The organism is Stenotrophomonas maltophilia complex sp. Om-AH-Sm3 (assembly GCF_059337855.1).
Genome location: NZ_JBYBLQ010000017.1, coordinates 13,884 through 29,681 on the forward strand (window position 1 = coordinate 13,884; position 15,798 = coordinate 29,681).

Here is a 15,798-nt window from a genome sequence, read left to right on the forward strand (position 1 = left end):
ATCGGTTCGTTCAAAACTTTGAAAGCGACCAGTCATCACGACCGGTTTATTGTGAAGGCCAACGATTCCATAAGGAGGAACCTCATGGCGAAGACCAAAAGCACGACCAAGGCCAAGACCGGCAAGCAGAAGCTTGCAGCGGCGGCACCGTCGGCGCCGAACATCGATATCGGGATCACCCAGGGCGACCGCAAGAAGATCGCCGACGGTCTGTCGCGCTTCCAGGCCGATGCGTTCACGCTCTACCTGAAGACGCACAACTTCCACTGGAACGTGACCGGGTCGATGTTCAACTCGCTGCACACCATGTTCGAGACGCAGTACACCGAGCAGTGGGCGGCACTGGACGACGTGGCCGAGCGCATCCGCGCGCTGGGCTTCAATGCCCCGGGCTCCTACCGGGAATTCGCTGCGCTGACCTCGATCGTCGAGGAACCGGGCCTGACCGACAGTGCGGACTGGCGTGAAATGGTACGCCAGTTGGTGGTCGCCAACGAAGCGGTATGCCGTACGGCGCGTGAAGTGCTGGATGTGGCGGCCAAGGGTGACGATGCCCCGACCGAGGATCTGATGACCCAGCGCCTGCAGACCCACGAGAAGTACGCCTGGATGCTGCGCTCGCTGTTGCAGTAAGGGTTGGGGGTGTTCGGCAGGGCTTGCAGCCCTGCACCCGCCGAAGCCTTCAAGCCAGAGCCAGAGCAAAAGCCAGTTTCCTGAAGGTTGGCGGGGTGGGTCCGGTTGAGGGGGGGTGAGCGGCATGGATGCCGCGACCAAGCCCCCATGGACGGGTTTACGGCGTCCCCCTCGACCGGACCCACCCCGCCTTCGACAGATTTCCGCGATCTGCCAGGGCATTGCTTGGGGTCAGATCCGTTTTCCGCAGGAAAACGGATCTGACCCCATTTTGATTGTCGATATCTGACAGATTTCATCCACGCATGGCGTGGATCTACCCGCTACCGGGCCAAGTCTGGGGGAGAGCCCCCTGAGTCAGGGGGCGGACGCGAAGCGGCGGGGGTCTGGGAGCTGGAAAGTGGGGCCCGCGTTTCGCGCAGCGAAGCGTGGGAGCGGCAGCGCGCATGCGATGGCGCGTTCCCAGGGCGCAGCCCTGCCGCCGCCTCCGGGAGGTAAACTAACCGGATGGCTTCCCGTCCCGCGCACGACCTGCTTCAACGCGTCTTTGGTTACGACGATTTCCGTGGTCCGCAGCAGGACATCGTGGAGCATGTGGCTGCCGGTCACGACGCCCTGGTGCTGATGCCCACCGGCGGCGGCAAATCGCTGTGCTATCAGGTCCCGGCCCTGCTGCGTGACGGTTGCGGCATCGTCATCTCGCCGCTGATCGCACTGATGCAGGACCAGGTCGAAGCCCTGCGCCAGCTCGGCGTGCGCGCCGAGTACCTGAATTCAACCCTGGATGCCGAGACCGCCGGCCGCGTCGAGCGCGAGCTGCTCGCCGGCGAACTGGACATGCTGTATGTCGCCCCTGAGCGGCTGCTGACCGGGCGTTTCCTGTCGCTGCTGTCGCGCAGCCAGATCGCCCTGTTCGCCATCGACGAAGCACACTGCGTGTCGCAGTGGGGCCATGACTTCCGCCCCGAATATCGCCAGTTGACCGTGCTGCACGAGCGTTGGCCGCAGATCCCGCGGATCGCGCTGACCGCCACCGCCGATCCGCCGACCCAGCGCGAGATCGCCGAGCGCCTCGATCTGCAGGAAGCGCGCCATTTTGTCAGTTCCTTCGACCGTCCCAACATCCGCTACACCGTGGTGCAGAAGGACAACGCCCGCAAGCAGCTGACCGACTTCCTGCGCGGCCACCGTGGCGAGGCCGGCATCGTCTACTGCATGTCGCGGCGCAAGGTCGAGGAGACCGCTGAATTCCTCTGCGGCCAGGGCTTCAACGCTCTGCCTTACCACGCCGGCCTGCCGCCGGAAGTGCGCGCCGGCAACCAGCGCCGCTTCCTGCGCGAGGACGGCATCGTGATGTGTGCCACCATCGCCTTCGGCATGGGCATCGACAAGCCGGACGTGCGCTTCGTCGCGCATACCGACCTGCCCAAGTCGATGGAGGGCTACTACCAGGAAACCGGACGCGCAGGCCGCGATGGCGAAGCCGCCGAGGCCTGGCTGTGCTACGGCCTGGGTGATGTGGTACTGCTCAAGCAGATGATCGAGCAGTCCGAGGCGGGCGAAGAGCGCAAGCAGCTGGAGCGGGCCAAGCTCGACCATCTGCTGGGCTACTGCGAATCGATGCAGTGCCGCCGCCAGGTGCTGCTGGCCGGCTTCGGCGAGACCTACCCCCAGCCTTGCGGCAACTGCGACAACTGCCTGACGCCACCGGCCTCGTGGGACGCGACCATACCGGCACAGAAGGCGCTGAGCTGCGTCTATCGAAGCGGCCAGCGCTTCGGTGTCGGCCACCTGATCGACATCCTGCGCGGCAGCGAGAACGAGAAGGTGAGGCAGCAGGGCCACGACAAGCTGAGCACTTATGCCATCGGCCGCGACCTCGATGCACGCACCTGGCGCAGCGTGTTCCGCCAGCTGGTCGCGGCCAGCCTGCTGGAAGTGGACAGCGAGGGTCACGGTGGCCTGCGCCTGACCGATGCCAGCCGCGACGTGTTGACCGGCCGCCGCCAGATCAGCATGCGCCGCGACCCGGCCAGCAGCACCAGCGGACGCGAGCGCAGCGCGCAGCGCACCGGCCTGTCGGTGCTGCCGCAGGACCTGGCCCTGTTCAACGCGCTGCGCGGCCTGCGCGCCGAACTGGCCCGGGAACAGAACGTACCGGCGTTCGTGATCTTCCACGACAGCACCCTGCGCAACATCGCCGAGCAGCGCCCGACCAGCCTGGATGAACTGGCCCGGGTCGGCGGCATCGGCGGCACCAAACTGAGCCGCTACGGCCCGCGCCTGGTCGAGATCGTGCGTGAAGAGGGCTGACGGTATCGCGTTGCCGCGCTGCGCGGCCGCCGGGCATGGCCCCAACGGCGCGCGGGCGCCCCTGTAGAGCCGAGCCCACGCTCGGCTGCCTCTGCGCGAACAGCAGCCGAGCGTGGGCTCGGCTCTACGCTGGTGCAGGTCCAATCTTGAACCGGCCATTCAGCCGGAAGTGCATCCGCGTCCGCTTGCGGCTAGATTAGCGTCATGTCCCTGGCCTCGACCCTGCTCCGCGTCGTGCTCATGCTCAGCCTGTTGCTCAACGGGCTGAACGCGGCCCTGGCCCGTGGTCACGAAGAAATGGGGCGGATGGCTCACGCCGCAGCCGCGGCTGTTGATGGCGGCACTGCCGACTGCCACCACCACGCGGGCATGCAGGCCGACCCGGCCCCGCAGGCCAAGGCCCCGGCCCACGACGCCCACTGCCAGATCAAGGACTGCGTGCGCAGCTGCGCCCAGCACCCGCTGCTGGTGGTGCAGCCGTTGCCGTTCATGGCCGGACCGGCGCTGTCGCTGGCCCCGCAGCCGATGCCGGCCACCGGCCGGCCGGCGCCGCCGCTGCCGCCGATCTCACGCCCTCCCATCGGCTGATTCCACACGCACCGTGCGCCCTGCGCACCGCAGCCGGCCGCCTGCCGGCGTCTTTACGTGTCTGGAGTCACCACCATGAATACCCGTATCCCCCGCGGTCCGGGCCCTGTGCCCATGCCGTCGCGCCGCCTGTTCGTGCAGGGCCTGGCCGCCGGTGGCGTGGTTGCCGGCATCGCCGCTGTCGGCGTGCCGCAGCGCGCGCTCGCCGCCGCCACTGCCGCCCCACGCCTGGCCGGCGCCCCCGCCGTGCTCAGCGACACCCGCATCGAACTGGCCATCGGCGAATCGCTGGCCAACTTCACTGGCCGCACCCGTCCGGCGATCACCGTCAATGGATCGCTGCCGGCACCGATCCTGCGCTGGCGCGAAGGCCAGACCGTGGACCTGTTCGTGCGCAACACCCTGGAACGCCACCCGACCTCGATCCATTGGCACGGCATCCTGCTGCCTGCGAACATGGACGGTGTGCCGGGACTGAGCTTCAATGGCATCGGCCCCGGTGAGACCTACCACTACCACTTCGAACTGAAGCAGTCGGGTACCTACTGGTACCACAGCCACTCGATGTTCCAGGAGCAGGCCGGCCTGTACGGAGCGCTGATCATCGACCCGGCCGAGCCGGCGCCCTACCACCACGACCGCGAGCACGTGATCCTGCTGTCCGACTGGACCGACATGGACCCCGGCGCGCTGTTCCGGCGCATGAAGAAGCTCGCCGAGCATGACAACTACTACAAGCGCACCCTGCCCGACTTCCTGCGTGACGTGAAGCGCGACGGTTGGTCGGCCGCGTTGTCCGACCGTGGCATGTGGGGGCGGATGCGGATGACGCCCACCGACATCTCCGACGTCAATGCGCACACCTACACCTACCTGATGAATGGCACCGCGCCGGCCGGCAACTGGACCGGGCTGTTCCGCAGCGGCGAGAAAGTGCTGCTGCGCTTCATCAACGGCGCCTCGATGACCTACTTCGACGTGCGCATTCCCGGCCTGAAAATGACCGTGGTCGCCGCCGACGGCCAGTACATCCATCCGGTCAGCATCGACGAGTTCCGCATCGCGCCGGCCGAAACCTACGACGTGCTGGTGGAACCGACCGGGCAGGATGCGTTCACCATCTTCTGCCAGGACATGGGCCGTACCGGCTTTGCCGCCGGAACGCTGGCAGTCCGCCATGGCCTGCAGGCACCGATTCCCGCGCGCGACCCACGCCCGTTGCTGACGATGAGCGACATGGGGCACGACATGGGTAGTGGTGGCCATGGTGGCCATGACATGGCCGCGATGAAGGGCATGGAAGGCGGCTGCGGCGCCAGCATGGGCCACGACGGCGATACCGCCAGCAGGGCACCGAAGCACCCGGCCAGTGAGCGCAACAACCCGCTGGTGGACATGCAGAGCTCGGCCACCGAACCGAAGCTGGAAGATCCCGGCATCGGCCTGCGCGACAACGGTCGCCAGGTACTCACCTACGGCGCGATGCGTAGCCTGTTCGAGGACCCCGATGGCCGCGAGCCGAGCCGCGAGATCGAGCTGCACCTGACCGGCCACATGGAGAAGTTCTCCTGGTCGTTCGATGGCATTCCGTTCGCCAGCGCCGAGCCGCTGCGACTGAACTACGGCGAGCGCATGCGCATCGTATTGGTCAACGACACCATGATGCAGCACCCGATCCACCTGCACGGCGTGTGGAGTGATCTGGAGAACGCGCAGGGCGAATTCCAGCTGCGCAAGCACACCATCGACATGCCACCCGGCACCCGCCGCAGTTACCGCGTGCGTGCCGATGCGCTCGGTCGCTGGGCCTACCACTGCCATCTGCTGTACCACATGGAAGCGGGCATGATGCGCGAAGTGAGGATCGAAGAATGAGCCGCTCACTGCTTTCCCCCAGCCTGCTGGCCCTGGGTCTGGCCACCGCATTGCCGGTGTTCGCGCAGTCGCATGCCGGGCATGACATGGGCACGATGGACCCGCCGCCGAAGACCGCGAAGACCCCGGCCGAACCGGTCGACCACTCGAAGATGGATCATTCGAAGATGAACATGGGTGCGGCGGGTCAAGCCGGCATGGACCACTCCACGATGGACCACTCGAAGATGGACCATGGCGCGATGCAGCCAGCGGCAATGGACCATTCCACGATGGATCACGCCGCCATGGGTCACGGCACGCCCGCACCGATCGAACCGCGCGAGCCGATCCCGGTTCCCACCGATGCCGACCGCGCTGCCGCCTTCCCTCCGATCGCGCATGGTGCGATGGAGCATGCACCACAGATCAACAGCCTGCTGCTGATCGATCGCCTCGAACACTGGGACGGCAAGAACAGCACCGGCCAGGCCTGGGAGGCCACCGGCTGGATCGGTGGCAACATCAACCGCCTGTGGTTGCGCACCGATGGCGAACGCAGCCGCGGCAGCACAGAATCGTCGTCACTGGAAGCACTGTATGGTCGCAGCGTATCGCCGTGGTGGGACGTGCTGATCGGCGTGCGCCAGGACTTCCGGCCGGCCGACTCGCGCACCTGGGCGGCCATCGGCATCCAGGGCCTGGCGCCGTACAAGTTCGAAAGCTCGGCGACGCTGTACATGGGTTCCGGTGGCCAGGTGCTGGCCAAGGCCGAGGTCGAGTACGACGTGCTGCTGACCAACCGCCTGATCCTGCAGCCGCTGCTGGAAGCCACCGTCGCAGCCAAGGATGAGCCGGAGTACGGCATTGGTCGCGGACTGAACAAGGTCGAAGCCGGGCTGCGCCTGCGTTATGAGTTCAGCCGCCGTTTCGCGCCATACATCGGCATCAGCCACGAGCGCACGTTTGGCGACACCGCCGATCATGCTGGCGACCACGCACGCGACACGCGCTGGGTGGCGGGCGTGCGCATGTGGTTCTGAGCAGCGGTTCGTGAGCATTGGCCAGCCCCGGCAGCCGCCGGGGCCGGCTACACTGCGCCACGTTCCAATGCAGGCTCCGCCATGTCGCTGCAGATCCGCCGCGCCACCCTTGCCGATGTCGACGCCCTGTCGGCCATCGCGATTGCCACCTACAACGAAACCTGGGGCGACTCGTACCCGGCGCAGGAGCTGCAGGATTTCCTGCAGGCGCACTACAGCAGCGAACCGCAGCGCGCCGAACTGTCCGACCCGCGCAGCGCGATCTGGCTGCTGGTGGACGGCGACAACGTGGTCGGCTACCTGGCTGCTGGTGCCAACACCCTGCCGCATGCCGAGGCCCGCGAAGGCGACATCGAACTGAAGCGGTTCTACATCCTGGCCGCACACCAGAACGGCGGCCATGGTGCACGCCTGATGGACGCGTTCATGGCCTGGCTGGACCAGCCGCACCGCCGCACCCTGTGGGTGGGCGTCTGGGAGGAGAACTTCGGCGCGCAGCGCTTCTACGCGCGCTATGGCTGCAGCAAGGTCGGCGAGTACGACTTCATCGTCGGGGATACGCGCGACCGCGAGTTCATCCTGCGGCGGACGTGATCGCGCGCTCCATGTAGAGTCGAGCTTGCTCGACTATAGGCGGCAACATCCAGTCGAGCATGGCTCGACGCTACAAACTAGAAATCGAACAATTCAGACAGGAAGCTGTCCTTTTTCTTTTTCTTGTATCCGTGGCCCCGGTTGTCCTCGTAGCGCTGGCCCAAGTGGCGGGTATCACGATGCATCACCGGCGGCGGCGTGGTCGCCGGCTGCGCCTGCACAGGTGCCGGCGGCGGCAGCGCAGCGCCGGCGCGTTCGATGATCTTGTCCAGCTCGCCACGGTCCAGCCACACGCCACGGCAGCCGGGGCAGTAATCGATCTCGATGCCATGGCGCTCGGCCATCTGCAGGGTCTGGGTCTTGCACACGGGGCACAGCATGGGCATGGCTCCTGAAGGTCTGGCAACGACTCTACCTGCCCACCGATGACTGTGCGGCAACACATGACCGATGGCGCAGGGACTTCCGGCGCGTGCCAGCGTCCCCGGCCGCCTTCCACACTGCACGCTGGTTCCGCAGGGAGTGCGTGCATGACCGTCCTGTCCCGCCTGCCCAACGCGGCGCGCCTGCTGCTGGTGCTCCTCGGCGTCGGCCTGGGCCTCAATCTGCGCGATGTCGCTGCGGCCGCAGGCGCGCAGATTCCCGCCTTGCCTATGCCCTACGGCGGCAGCCTGCTGGACAACGCACTGGCCGTCCTGCTGGCGCTGCTCCTGGCCGCACTGCTGCGCCCGCGTGGGGTGGGCCTGATGGCCAGCCTGGGGCTGCACGGGAACGACTGGCGCGGCCCGTTTTGGGTGCTGCTGGCCAGCCTGCCCTGCTGGCTGGGCCTGGCGGTGCTGGGCACGCCCAACACCGCACTGACCGCACTCGATGCGACGATGCTCGCCGTGCTGTTCCCACTGGCCGAGGAAGTGCTGTTCCGTAGCCTCGGCTTCGTGCTGCTGGTGAAGCTCATGCGTGGCCCATGGTCCCTGCTTGCGCTGCCGCAGGCGCTGCTGTTCGGTTGGGTGCACTGGCTGGGCTTCGGCGGCTTCGACGGCGGCGGCACTGCCCTGTTCGTCGGCGCGGTCATCGCACTGGGCGGCTTCATCTTCGCTTGGCTTGACCATCTGGACGGCGACACCCTGTGGTGCGGCCTGGTGCTGCATGTATCGATGAACATGGCGTGGAACGTGTTCAACCTCAACGACGCCGTCGCGCTGGGCTGGCAGGCCACCAGCCTGCGTATCGGCGCCGCGCTGCTGGCGGTGGCGGTGCTGGCCTGGCAGGTACGCCAGCGACGCCCGCGCCTGCTGTAACGCTCACTTAGCCTGCCGTGCACGCCGGGATCACCCCCGGCTTGCGCATACTTGCGCGCCTTTTCATTGCTGCTTTCCGGAGCTGTAGCGCCATGTTGCTGTCCAAGCGCCACGTTGAACCCCGCGTCCTGCTGATCGAGGACGCAGAGGAAACTCGCGAGCTGAGCCGTCTTGCGCTGGAAAGCCAGGCCTGCCACGTGGTGGGCGTGAGCTCTGCCGAAGCAGCATTGGGCCTGCTGGCCGCAGGTGAGCGTTTCGACCTGCTGTTCACCGACGTCAACCTGGGCCCGATCAGCGGCATTGAAGCTGCCAACCGGGTCCGCGGCCTGTATCCCCAGCTGCCGATCCTGGTGACGTCGGGCATGGACCAGCACCAGGTGCTGCCGCAGCTGCGCGACGGCATTCATTTCCTGCCCAAGCCCTACAACATGAGCGAGCTGCTCGACGCCATCCGCCTGTGCTTCCGCCACGCCGATGCGGGCGTATTGATCGGGCCGGATGCGCAGGCAGCGTGAGGCGTTCATCCACACATGGCGTGGATCTACCGGGTTCTTGCAGTAGATCGACGCCATGCGTGGATGGCGCCCACCTTCAACCGCTGCTGTACGGTCCGGTACCCGGGAACACCTTCAGCAGCGCGCGGGTGATCATGTCCGGATACACGGTGAAGTGATCCTCGTCATCGATCACCATGTTGTCCACCGTCAACGAGCGCCCGCTGGCGCGCAGCTGCTCGGCGAACTCGGCGTTGTGGCGCAGCATGTCGTTGCGGGTGAAATAGCGCGGCTCCGGCTTCACCGTTTCGAAGCTGCCGATCGACAGGACCACCGTGGTCGGCTGCGTGGGCGCCGTGGCCTCGGCCTGCATGCGCGGTACCCGATGGTTGTCGAACCACAGCGACGGGCTTGACAGGATGTAGCTGTGGAACATGTCCGGGCGCGTGGTCAGCACGTAGGCGCCAAACAGGCCGCCATAGGAATGACCGGCATAGGCGCGCCGCGCCGGATCGGTGCGGTAGCGCGCATCGATCATCGGCAGTACCTGCTCAGCGAGGAAATCGCGGTAGTGCGCCGCGCCGCCGTAGCTGACGTCGTCGCTGTAGTCACGCGGATCGGTGCGCGCCGGATCGCTGGGCGTGTAATCGCGCGAGCGGCTCTGCTTGGACGTCAGGCCCTCCTGCGGCGGCAGCCCGACCAGGATGAAATCCTCCAGGTTCACGCCCTTCTGCCCCACCATGTTGCGCACGCTGCGCACCAGCGGGAAGCTGTACAGCGCATCGGTCACGTACAGCACCGGATAGCGCTTCTCCGGATGCGCCGCGTAGTCAGCCGGCAGTGCTACCCAGATCGGATAATCGCGGCCCACCGGATCGTGCACGCGCAGCGCTTCGGTATCCGGCAGCACCACGCCCGGCGCAGCGGTGGCCGCGCTTTCCTTCGCTTCATTCTGCGTTGCCGGTGGCGCCACCGACATCGCACAGCCACTCATGGCCAGGCAGGCCGCCATACTCCATCCACGCACACGCTGCATCCACACTCTCCCATTGCGGGCGGCGCACCGCATGGCACCGCTGCCGCATCCTTGCATGGCGTGCAGCCCGGTGCCAGTGCGGTCAGGGCGAGGCCGGCGGTGGTGCCGGGAACAGCGTGCGCAGCGCCTGCATCGCGGCCGGATGATAGATCGTCGCGTGCGTTTCCTCCGGCAGTGGCAGGTACTTCACCAGCGGCGACGGCGAGGCGTGCTGCAGCAATGCGGCCAGTCGTGCGGCAGAGGCGGCCAGCTCCGGCTGCCCGCTGCTGGCCAGGAACACGTGCGGCTGCGCACGCGTCACCGCAGGCAACTGCTTGGCCACTCCGGCCAGCATCGCGCCGCGGTTCCACCACAGGCTGGGATCCAGCGCGATGTAGCTGTTGAACAGTGCCGGTTCCTGCAGCAGCGTCTCAACCACGAACAGGCCGGCCAGCGACTCACCGATCAGCGCGCGCTCGTCGGTGGTCGGGTAGCGCTGGCGTACCTGCGGCATCAGTTCATCGCGCAGAAACGTGCGGTAGGCCGCGGAACCCCCAATGCGCGGCGCGATCTTCTGGTCCTGCGGATCGCTGCTGGGGCCGGTCATGTCGCGACGGCGCTCGGTGTTCTCGATGCCGACCAGCAGGAACGGGCGCATGCTGCCATTGCCGCTAAGCACCTGCACCAGTCCTGCCACGTGCAGGAAGTCCTCACCGATGCCGCCGTCGGGCATGTAGATCACCGGCAGCGGCGCCTTCGGGTCCAGGCCCCAGGGCTGCGGGCGGTAGACGTTGATGCGGCGGGTCTCGCCCAACGCCTTCGATTCGAGGGTGAAGGTTTCGCCGATCACCAGCGGGGTTGCGACCGATGATTGTGCGGACAGCGCCGGTTCGGCGGCCATCAACGGCGCGACGGAGACGGCGGACAGCAACAGCGACAGCATGAGCAAGCGCATGGGGTGACCCGTCCTGGGAAAGAGGCCGAGCATAGCGGCCCAGCGGCAGGCATTGGCGGCTTCTGCACGCTCAGCATCCCTGCCAGATGCATAGATCCCTGCCATGCGGGGGATGACCTCCCCGCGCGCAACCGGGTACGGCCCGGTTTCCCATGCAAATCGCAGCCGAGCATGGCTCGGCTCTACAACACCTTGGACGTCGCAGATGCACCGATTTTTGAGTGCGTGACCCGCTGTTCCGTACCACCACGGCTGGCAAACGTGGCGCGCACTTTCCACGTTCCCCATCACGCAAAACTGCCGTCAGCGGCAGTTACCGACATTGTCCAACGCGACCGGCCGAGCGCATGAGCACATGCGTCGCGCCCTGTCGCTTGCTGCGTCGGCGCGGCCTGCGCCACCATCGGCGCGCGCCTGGATTCCGCATCGTTCTTCGGAGAATCCTCATTGAGTTCCATGCGCAGGCGTAAACACCATGCTGCGCCACCGACAACGGGTGGCAGCGGGCCTGCAAGCCCGTAATGACATTCACGCTGTTGTTTGCGCTCACCCGCCGACACTGTCTTTGGACCGTGCCGGCGGGTGATCAGTCGGCCTTCATGGCGGGCGCTGCGTGGGGGCCTTCTGGCCCGCCGGTTACTGCGTGATGTCATTCCGGCTTGCAGCCACGCATCGCCCGCCACCCGTTCTGCGCGGTGGCACGCCCACTCCAGAGCTGAGGAAGCCGAGATGACCGATCATCCGCCCTATGCTTCGTACACCGCCAGCACCCACGATGACGGCGACAACCCTTCGCCCGAACTGAGCACGTTTCTGGGCTGCCTCAAGCGCATCCGCGCGGGCGAAGGCGCCGATGGCCAGCCCTGGCCTGAAACCAGCGTTTCCACCGGGCGCGGGGTTGCCCTGTCGCGGGTGGAACGGGCCGCCATCAGCATGCTGACCGTGGCGGAAATGCTGCACGCCGCCGACCGCTGCCGGGCAATGGCCACGCCCGACCGGCATCTGGATGCCGGCGTGGTTGAAGGGCTGTTCTTCGCCTGCCGCAGCCTGGCCGAGCTGGTGTGCCGGGATGTGCGGCCGGAGTAGCATCACCCTGTGCCGCGAACCGGGCCATACTGGGGCCGGACCGGCCGGCACCGGGTCCCATCGAAACCTACAAGGAGGTTTGCGTGTTGAATGTCGTGGTCGTTGCCGCGCTGGCTGCTGGCCCCGCTGCGTCCGTACCGTATGCCGATTGCCTGCTGGGCAATATCCAGCCCGGGCTGTCCGATCATGCTGTGCAACTGGTACAGCGGGCGTGCGCCGCAAAGCATCCAGACAGTTTCCTCGCCTCGCTGGAACTGGAACGCACCTACAGCGCCCAGCGGCAGGCGCGGTCCGATGCGGATCGTGCGACAGCGGAACGCTCTGCGAATGCTGCCGCCAACCCCGCAGCGGTCGCCGCGCAGGCAGCCACCGAACGCGAGGCGGCGCGGGCGCGCGGCGCCAAGGCGAACTAGGCATTTTTCGGGCAACAACACAAAAGGCACCGCTGAGCGGTGCCTTTTTGAATGACTTGAGTCGTTGAATGCAATGGTGGGCCGTGAAGGATTCGAACCTTTGACCAAAAGATTAAAAGATGGCTAGACCATCGTTTAGGATCAGTGGCCTACATCCGCGTTTTTTCCCGGCCGATTTCCGTGAAACGCCTGCGGTTGCTTGTGGTCCAACTGAATTCTCCCGCTCCGGATCTCGCTGATCTGGCCGACACTCGGCCCCCAAGCCTGGAACTAGTTTTCATGATCTATTTTTCTGCTGATCAAGATGACAATACCTCGATGACGATCTATCGCGGCATGACCTCGCATCAGTGGAAGACTCGGCAAGGCATTGCGCGAAAGGGCGAGGAACGCGAGGCACAGTTTCATGCAGGAGACACTCGGGTCTCTGCAGGAGACACTGACATCTACGTCGGCAGGTGCGTTCAGAACGCTCTGACCTTCACTGCGATGGACTCTTCCGGCTACAGGCACAGTTGGCTGAGCTTCACCAAAGATAAGTCCGTCGCTGCGTTCTTCGCGCTGAATGAGCTGGACGAGTCAGGTTCAGATCATGGGGTTGTTGTCGAGACGACCCTGGAAGCGCTTCGTGAACTTGGAATAGCCTACGCGCAGAACGACATTCGAGTTCCATGGGAGCAAGAGATCAGTGTGGATCTCTACGACTCCCCCTACTTCCCGGAGTCAGCAATCATCCAAGTGCATCACGTGCCTTACTCGGAGCTCTGGAAGGTCGCATCGGACCTCCAGAGTCGCTGGGGAGGGACGGGAGCCTACACCCGGCATGCTTTCAGCATATGAGGATCAATGGCAAGGAAGAAGATCTGGTAACCACTCCGCTAGCGCCCTCAAGGTCTTTGTCCGCGCCTGCGACCGTCGCTTCCAGCATGCATCAGAACGAGCACGGGGCCTGCGAATCCCCAGCAAGTCATTGAAGCGTTAGGAACAGTTTGAAACTTCCCCTCGCACCGCAGGGGGCGCGGATCTGCACCACCTAGACTTCGCTTCCCAAAGGTGGCGTAGAGGCCAGGTCGATGCAGACAGGTACCTCCATATTGAATCCCAGCGTTGTTGCCAACGCGGAGAAGCTGCAGTCAGAGTTCAGATGCGGAGCCCCGTTTCCCCACCTGGTCGTTGATGACTTTCTCGACCTGAACTTCGCTGAGCTTCTCTCCGAGCAGTTCCCGCCCTTTGATTGCGGCAACTCAATGGGAGATGACGGAACACCCGGCGGGAAGTCCACCGTCGAGGCGGTGCGCTCTCTGGGCACCGCCTATCGTCAGCTCGACGATTGCATCAGAAGTCCCGAGTTCCTTCGGCTGCTATCGAGGCTGACCGGGATTGATGGGTTGATCTACGACCCGTGGTACCTCGGCGGTGGAACCCACGAAAGCAGAGACGGGACCAGCCTCGACCCGCACATCGATGCCAACTTCCACCCCGTCGAACCCTGGCACCGTCGTCTCAACGTCGTCATCTATCTGAATCCGTCCTGGGAAGCGGAATGGGGTGGCTCGTTTGAGCTGTTCCGTGATCCCTGGACCACGTCAAACGCCGAGAGGCAAGTGCCGCCAACGTTCAATCGGTGCGCGATCTTCGCGACATCCGAACACTCCTGGCATGGCTTCAGCCAGGTTCGTCTGCCGGCAGCACACGCTCAGCGCACCCGGCGATCGATTGCGCTCTTCTTCTACACCGAGGTTCGACCTGCCGCAGAAACGGTGGAGCGGCACACGGTTCACTACGTCAAGCGCCAACTACCAGACTACTTCACCACGGGCTACGTACTGAGTGCGCACGACGTCGCATGGGCCAAGGACGTGATCGCGCAACGCGATGCGCATATCCGGCAGCTCTATTCCGAGAACGCCGCCCTACGCAACGCTCAGAACTCTGGCCTGGGGGGCACGCTTCTCTACTGGGCAAAGCGCGCCTTCCTTCGTCTGCGCCACGCGCGGTAGCACCGGGAGTACCGAAGGCTCCTTCGCATCGCCCGCACCCGACCGGGCCGGGCCGGGAGGCAGCCTACTCTCCTGCCATCCAACTGAATGGCAGGACCACAGCGGTCCTGGCCAGCCTGTTGGCGCGCAGCGCCTGGCGGTACTTGGTCAATGCGGCCACGTCGGAGCGGAGCCTTGCTTGATGCCGGGCAACCACAACTCCGCACCGGCCTGGCCCTGCTCAAAACTGCTGCGGCTCCGGGCAGGGCTGCCCGGACCATATCGGTGACGGTCGAGCGAAGCGAACCACGAGCCGTCGTCCACCAGTTAGGAGACGTGCAGGATACGGCTGGCCGTCGCAGGGACTGGGATCACACAGCCAGGCAACGCAGGTAAGCGAGAGGGAAAGAGAGGAAGCGCGTGAGTGGATAGAGAGATGGGTACCCCGCCCTTATAGAGGGAAATTTTCAGATGCCCATCGGGAAGAGGCAATTTCTGTAACGCCCCAGCGAAAAGCACCAAATACCGTTCAAATTCATATAGTTATGAATCAGCTCCACTGGCAACTAATGAGCAATCAAACTGCAATCAGATTGCTAAGGGACAGGGCAATCTTCCTCCTGAAATTTCTCTTTATGAATCAATAACATTGCATCAGCGCCCCGCACCGATTATCGGCACATTGCCTTCCCAAGCAACCTCAAATCCTTCTTCTAATTCAACGACATAGGTCGGCTCCAGCGAGATGGCCCAACAGATTGCCTGTTTCCGATGGGCACATGAAGAATTCCGGCCGCTCATCAGCGACAGACCAGCAGTGCCCTGGCCGCACCAAAGCTGCCCGAGCGCAGGGATCTGCAGGCGGCGAACCATGCTGCCCATGGAACAGGAGCCCACGTAGGGCAGGACTTTCGGCAAGTTGCAGGGGCTGCAGGGAAACCGCCCTATCAAGTCCGCAGGCGTGGCGGGGAGACGAGTGCGCGCGCGGGGCATTGAGCATCGCCTGACAAACCGCAGCTGGTTTCGGCGATCTTTGACTTCGTTGATGCGAATTCGTGTCGTACTCGTCCCACATCTACACACAGACGAGCAATGCCCCCACCGGTCAGCCCAGCTCGCGTAGCCACATATTCCGTGGCCTCCGGGAATCCCCGTCCCTCATCTTCGGGCACTCAAGTTGCGGCCCGTCTCGCCGATAGCTCACGCTCAGGGGGAATCCACAAATCTATTGAGGAAGGTGTGTATGTCTGATGGTCTCTCGTTGGGAATTTGGACCGGCATTGGTGCCGCCGGTGGCATCGCCGTTGCGCTCATCGGGGCCGGGCTGCGCCGGTTCGCCGGCTATATGAATGCCGAGGAGGTCAAGCCGCGCCCGCTCATGGCCTGGTGCATCATGTTGGCTATCGTCGGTGCTGTAGCAGGCACGGTGTGGCAGAGCATCGGGTTCGCAGAGTGCCGCGACGCGGGCTACAAGGTGGCAGAGTGCCTGTTGCCCGTACTGCGGCGGGACTGAGCAGTTGGCGTGCCCCACAG

At 65.0% G+C, this 15,798-nt stretch carries 16 protein-coding genes; 13 read left to right on the forward strand and 3 right to left on the reverse strand.

Annotated elements, in window-relative coordinates; translation table 11 throughout:
• Positions 1 to 84: 84 nt before the first annotated feature.
• The 6 genes from AC10QF_RS16995 (at position 85) to AC10QF_RS17020 (ending at position 7,025) form a co-directional block, all read left to right on the forward strand.
• Positions 85 to 633, forward strand: a complete 549-nt coding sequence (locus AC10QF_RS16995) for a Dps family protein (RefSeq protein WP_005418469.1) — start codon at positions 85 to 87, stop codon at positions 631 to 633.
• A 507-nt stretch (positions 634 to 1,140) separates the two neighbouring features.
• Positions 1,141 to 2,946: a DNA helicase RecQ gene (recQ, locus tag AC10QF_RS17000; protein ID WP_005418471.1), complete on the forward strand. Its 1,806-nt coding sequence runs from the start codon at positions 1,141 to 1,143 to the stop codon at positions 2,944 to 2,946.
• Positions 2,947 to 3,150: 204 nt separating this feature from the next.
• Positions 3,151 to 3,534, forward strand: coding sequence for a CopL family metal-binding regulatory protein (locus AC10QF_RS17005; RefSeq protein ID WP_005418474.1), 384 nt, complete (start codon positions 3,151 to 3,153; stop codon positions 3,532 to 3,534).
• A gap of 75 nt (positions 3,535 to 3,609) precedes the next feature.
• Positions 3,610 to 5,409, forward strand: a complete 1,800-nt coding sequence (locus AC10QF_RS17010) for a copper resistance system multicopper oxidase (RefSeq protein WP_494542562.1) — start codon at positions 3,610 to 3,612, stop codon at positions 5,407 to 5,409.
• Positions 5,406 to 6,431, forward strand: a complete 1,026-nt coding sequence (locus tag AC10QF_RS17015) for a copper resistance protein B (RefSeq protein ID WP_065185411.1) — start codon at positions 5,406 to 5,408, stop codon at positions 6,429 to 6,431. Before AC10QF_RS17010 ends, AC10QF_RS17015 begins: the two co-directional genes overlap by 4 nt.
• 81 nt (positions 6,432 to 6,512) lie before the next feature.
• A complete protein-coding gene (locus AC10QF_RS17020) occupies positions 6,513 to 7,025 on the forward strand; it encodes a GNAT family N-acetyltransferase (RefSeq protein WP_005418491.1) in 513 nt (170 codons plus the stop codon).
• A 77-nt stretch (positions 7,026 to 7,102) separates the two neighbouring features.
• Here the strand turns inward: AC10QF_RS17020 and AC10QF_RS17025 are convergent, their stop codons facing one another.
• On the reverse strand, positions 7,103 to 7,405 hold the full coding sequence (locus tag AC10QF_RS17025; RefSeq protein ID WP_053499357.1) for a TFIIB-type zinc ribbon-containing protein: 303 nt from the start codon (positions 7,403 to 7,405) through the stop codon (positions 7,103 to 7,105).
• 150 nt (positions 7,406 to 7,555) lie between these two features.
• On the opposite strand from AC10QF_RS17025, the gene AC10QF_RS17030 reads away from it, so the two are divergent.
• Both AC10QF_RS17030 and AC10QF_RS17035 read left to right on the forward strand, forming a co-directional pair.
• Positions 7,556 to 8,323 carry a CPBP family glutamic-type intramembrane protease gene (locus tag AC10QF_RS17030; RefSeq protein ID WP_494542563.1) on the forward strand — a complete coding sequence of 256 codons (768 nt, stop codon included), beginning with the start codon at positions 7,556 to 7,558 and terminating at the stop codon, positions 8,321 to 8,323.
• Between the two features lie 92 nt (positions 8,324 to 8,415).
• The gene (locus tag AC10QF_RS17035) at positions 8,416 to 8,838 is read left to right on the forward strand and encodes a response regulator (protein ID WP_069139352.1); all 423 of its coding nucleotides are present in this window, start codon (positions 8,416 to 8,418) and stop codon (positions 8,836 to 8,838) included.
• Positions 8,839 to 8,914: 76 nt separating this feature from the next.
• Here the strand turns inward: AC10QF_RS17035 and AC10QF_RS17040 are convergent, their stop codons facing one another.
• Together AC10QF_RS17040 and AC10QF_RS17045 are read right to left on the reverse strand one after the other, a co-directional pair.
• Complete coding sequence (locus AC10QF_RS17040) at positions 8,915 to 9,853, reverse strand: alpha/beta hydrolase (RefSeq protein ID WP_069139351.1); 939 nt, start codon at positions 9,851 to 9,853, stop codon at positions 8,915 to 8,917.
• Positions 9,854 to 9,935: 82 nt separating this feature from the next.
• Positions 9,936 to 10,787, reverse strand: a complete 852-nt coding sequence (locus AC10QF_RS17045) for an alpha/beta hydrolase (protein WP_494542564.1) — start codon at positions 10,785 to 10,787, stop codon at positions 9,936 to 9,938.
• A 729-nt stretch (positions 10,788 to 11,516) separates the two neighbouring features.
• Here AC10QF_RS17045 and AC10QF_RS17050 point away from each other — a divergent pair.
• From AC10QF_RS17050 to AC10QF_RS17070, 5 genes are all read left to right on the forward strand, one after another.
• Positions 11,517 to 11,873 (forward strand): hypothetical protein, encoded by a 357-nt coding sequence (locus tag AC10QF_RS17050; RefSeq protein ID WP_494542565.1) that lies wholly within the window; start codon positions 11,517 to 11,519, stop codon positions 11,871 to 11,873.
• An 83-nt stretch (positions 11,874 to 11,956) separates the two neighbouring features.
• The gene (locus tag AC10QF_RS17055) at positions 11,957 to 12,286 is read left to right on the forward strand and encodes a hypothetical protein (protein ID WP_494542566.1); all 330 of its coding nucleotides are present in this window, start codon (positions 11,957 to 11,959) and stop codon (positions 12,284 to 12,286) included.
• Between the two features lie 279 nt (positions 12,287 to 12,565).
• Positions 12,566 to 13,126, forward strand: coding sequence for a hypothetical protein (locus AC10QF_RS17060; protein WP_494542567.1), 561 nt, complete (start codon positions 12,566 to 12,568; stop codon positions 13,124 to 13,126).
• Between the two features lie 233 nt (positions 13,127 to 13,359).
• Positions 13,360 to 14,286, forward strand: a complete 927-nt coding sequence (locus AC10QF_RS17065; protein WP_494542568.1) for a 2OG-Fe(II) oxygenase — start codon at positions 13,360 to 13,362, stop codon at positions 14,284 to 14,286.
• A 1,222-nt stretch (positions 14,287 to 15,508) separates the two neighbouring features.
• Positions 15,509 to 15,778, forward strand: coding sequence for a hypothetical protein (locus AC10QF_RS17070; RefSeq protein WP_494542569.1), 270 nt, complete (start codon positions 15,509 to 15,511; stop codon positions 15,776 to 15,778).
• Positions 15,779 to 15,798: the final 20 nt, after the last annotated feature.

What these genes read in the sequence shown, in the direction of transcription:
- AC10QF_RS17065 (WP_494542568.1), top strand. Translation starts at nt 13,360, where the DNA reads ATGCAGACAGGTACCTCCATATTGAATCCCAGCGTTGTTGCCAACGCG.
- AC10QF_RS17005 (WP_005418474.1), top strand. Translation starts at nt 3,151, where the DNA reads ATGTCCCTGGCCTCGACCCTGCTCCGCGTCGTGCTCATGCTCAGCCTG.
- recQ (WP_005418471.1), top strand. Translation starts at nt 1,141, where the DNA reads ATGGCTTCCCGTCCCGCGCACGACCTGCTTCAACGCGTCTTTGGTTAC.
- AC10QF_RS17060 (WP_494542567.1), top strand. Translation starts at nt 12,566, where the DNA reads ATGATCTATTTTTCTGCTGATCAAGATGACAATACCTCGATGACGATC.
- AC10QF_RS17015 (WP_065185411.1), top strand. Translation starts at nt 5,406, where the DNA reads ATGAGCCGCTCACTGCTTTCCCCCAGCCTGCTGGCCCTGGGTCTGGCC.
- AC10QF_RS17070 (WP_494542569.1), top strand. Translation starts at nt 15,509, where the DNA reads ATGTCTGATGGTCTCTCGTTGGGAATTTGGACCGGCATTGGTGCCGCC.
- AC10QF_RS17045 (WP_494542564.1), bottom strand. Translation starts at nt 10,787, where the DNA reads ATGCGCTTGCTCATGCTGTCGCTGTTGCTGTCCGCCGTCTCCGTCGCG.
- AC10QF_RS16995 (WP_005418469.1), top strand. Translation starts at nt 85, where the DNA reads ATGGCGAAGACCAAAAGCACGACCAAGGCCAAGACCGGCAAGCAGAAG.
- AC10QF_RS17040 (WP_069139351.1), bottom strand. Translation starts at nt 9,853, where the DNA reads ATGCAGCGTGTGCGTGGATGGAGTATGGCGGCCTGCCTGGCCATGAGT.
- AC10QF_RS17025 (WP_053499357.1), bottom strand. Translation starts at nt 7,405, where the DNA reads ATGCTGTGCCCCGTGTGCAAGACCCAGACCCTGCAGATGGCCGAGCGC.
- AC10QF_RS17050 (WP_494542565.1), top strand. Translation starts at nt 11,517, where the DNA reads ATGACCGATCATCCGCCCTATGCTTCGTACACCGCCAGCACCCACGAT.
- AC10QF_RS17020 (WP_005418491.1), top strand. Translation starts at nt 6,513, where the DNA reads ATGTCGCTGCAGATCCGCCGCGCCACCCTTGCCGATGTCGACGCCCTG.
- AC10QF_RS17030 (WP_494542563.1), top strand. Translation starts at nt 7,556, where the DNA reads ATGACCGTCCTGTCCCGCCTGCCCAACGCGGCGCGCCTGCTGCTGGTG.
- AC10QF_RS17035 (WP_069139352.1), top strand. Translation starts at nt 8,416, where the DNA reads ATGTTGCTGTCCAAGCGCCACGTTGAACCCCGCGTCCTGCTGATCGAG.
- AC10QF_RS17010 (WP_494542562.1), top strand. Translation starts at nt 3,610, where the DNA reads ATGAATACCCGTATCCCCCGCGGTCCGGGCCCTGTGCCCATGCCGTCG.